The 560-nt window shown below is 49.3% G+C and carries 1 protein-coding gene; it reads right to left on the bottom strand.

Annotated features, from left to right (window positions below):
* Positions 1-33 precede the first annotated feature (33 nt).
* On the bottom strand, positions 34-560 hold a 527-nt coding region (locus R7190_RS29660; RefSeq protein WP_318138179.1), incomplete at its 5' end, for a DUF2189 domain-containing protein.

Here is a 560-nt window from a genome sequence, read left to right on the forward strand (position 1 = left end):
CGTTGGCGAGGGCTGAATCATAGCATTTGTCCGTTAAGGCGTGTGTTTTTTCTTGATGGTGGCATGGTAAGCGTGCCATGTACCGTAGCCCAGAATTGGCATGGTAAACAACATACCGATTCCGTAGGTAGCAAAGCCAATCAAGATACCGCCACAAATAATCGCTGCCCAAACAATCATGGCCGGAATATTGGATTTCACCGCGTTAAAGCTAGTAAACACCGCTGTCATCATGTCGACACGGCGCTCCATCATTAATGGAATCGAAAACGCAGAGATACTAAATACGATACACGCCAACATGAATCCAACCAATGAACCTATGACCAGAAAAGGCAAAAACTCAGTCAGTGGTGCGCCTTGTACGGATGGGTACAACGCGTGGAGCAGCGCAGCGATACGCATCCAGAAAATCATACAGACGGCGAGCAATACTGCGAACGCCCATTGTGAGCTGGAGTTACGACCAAGCGGTTTCATGGAATGAAGCAGGCGCGCTTTGTGCCCACGTTCTCTCTCCCAGCTCGCATCATAAAGACCCAGTGCTAAAAGCGGACCTA

The sequence above is a fragment of the Vibrio sp. 1078-1 genome, from assembly GCF_033340475.1.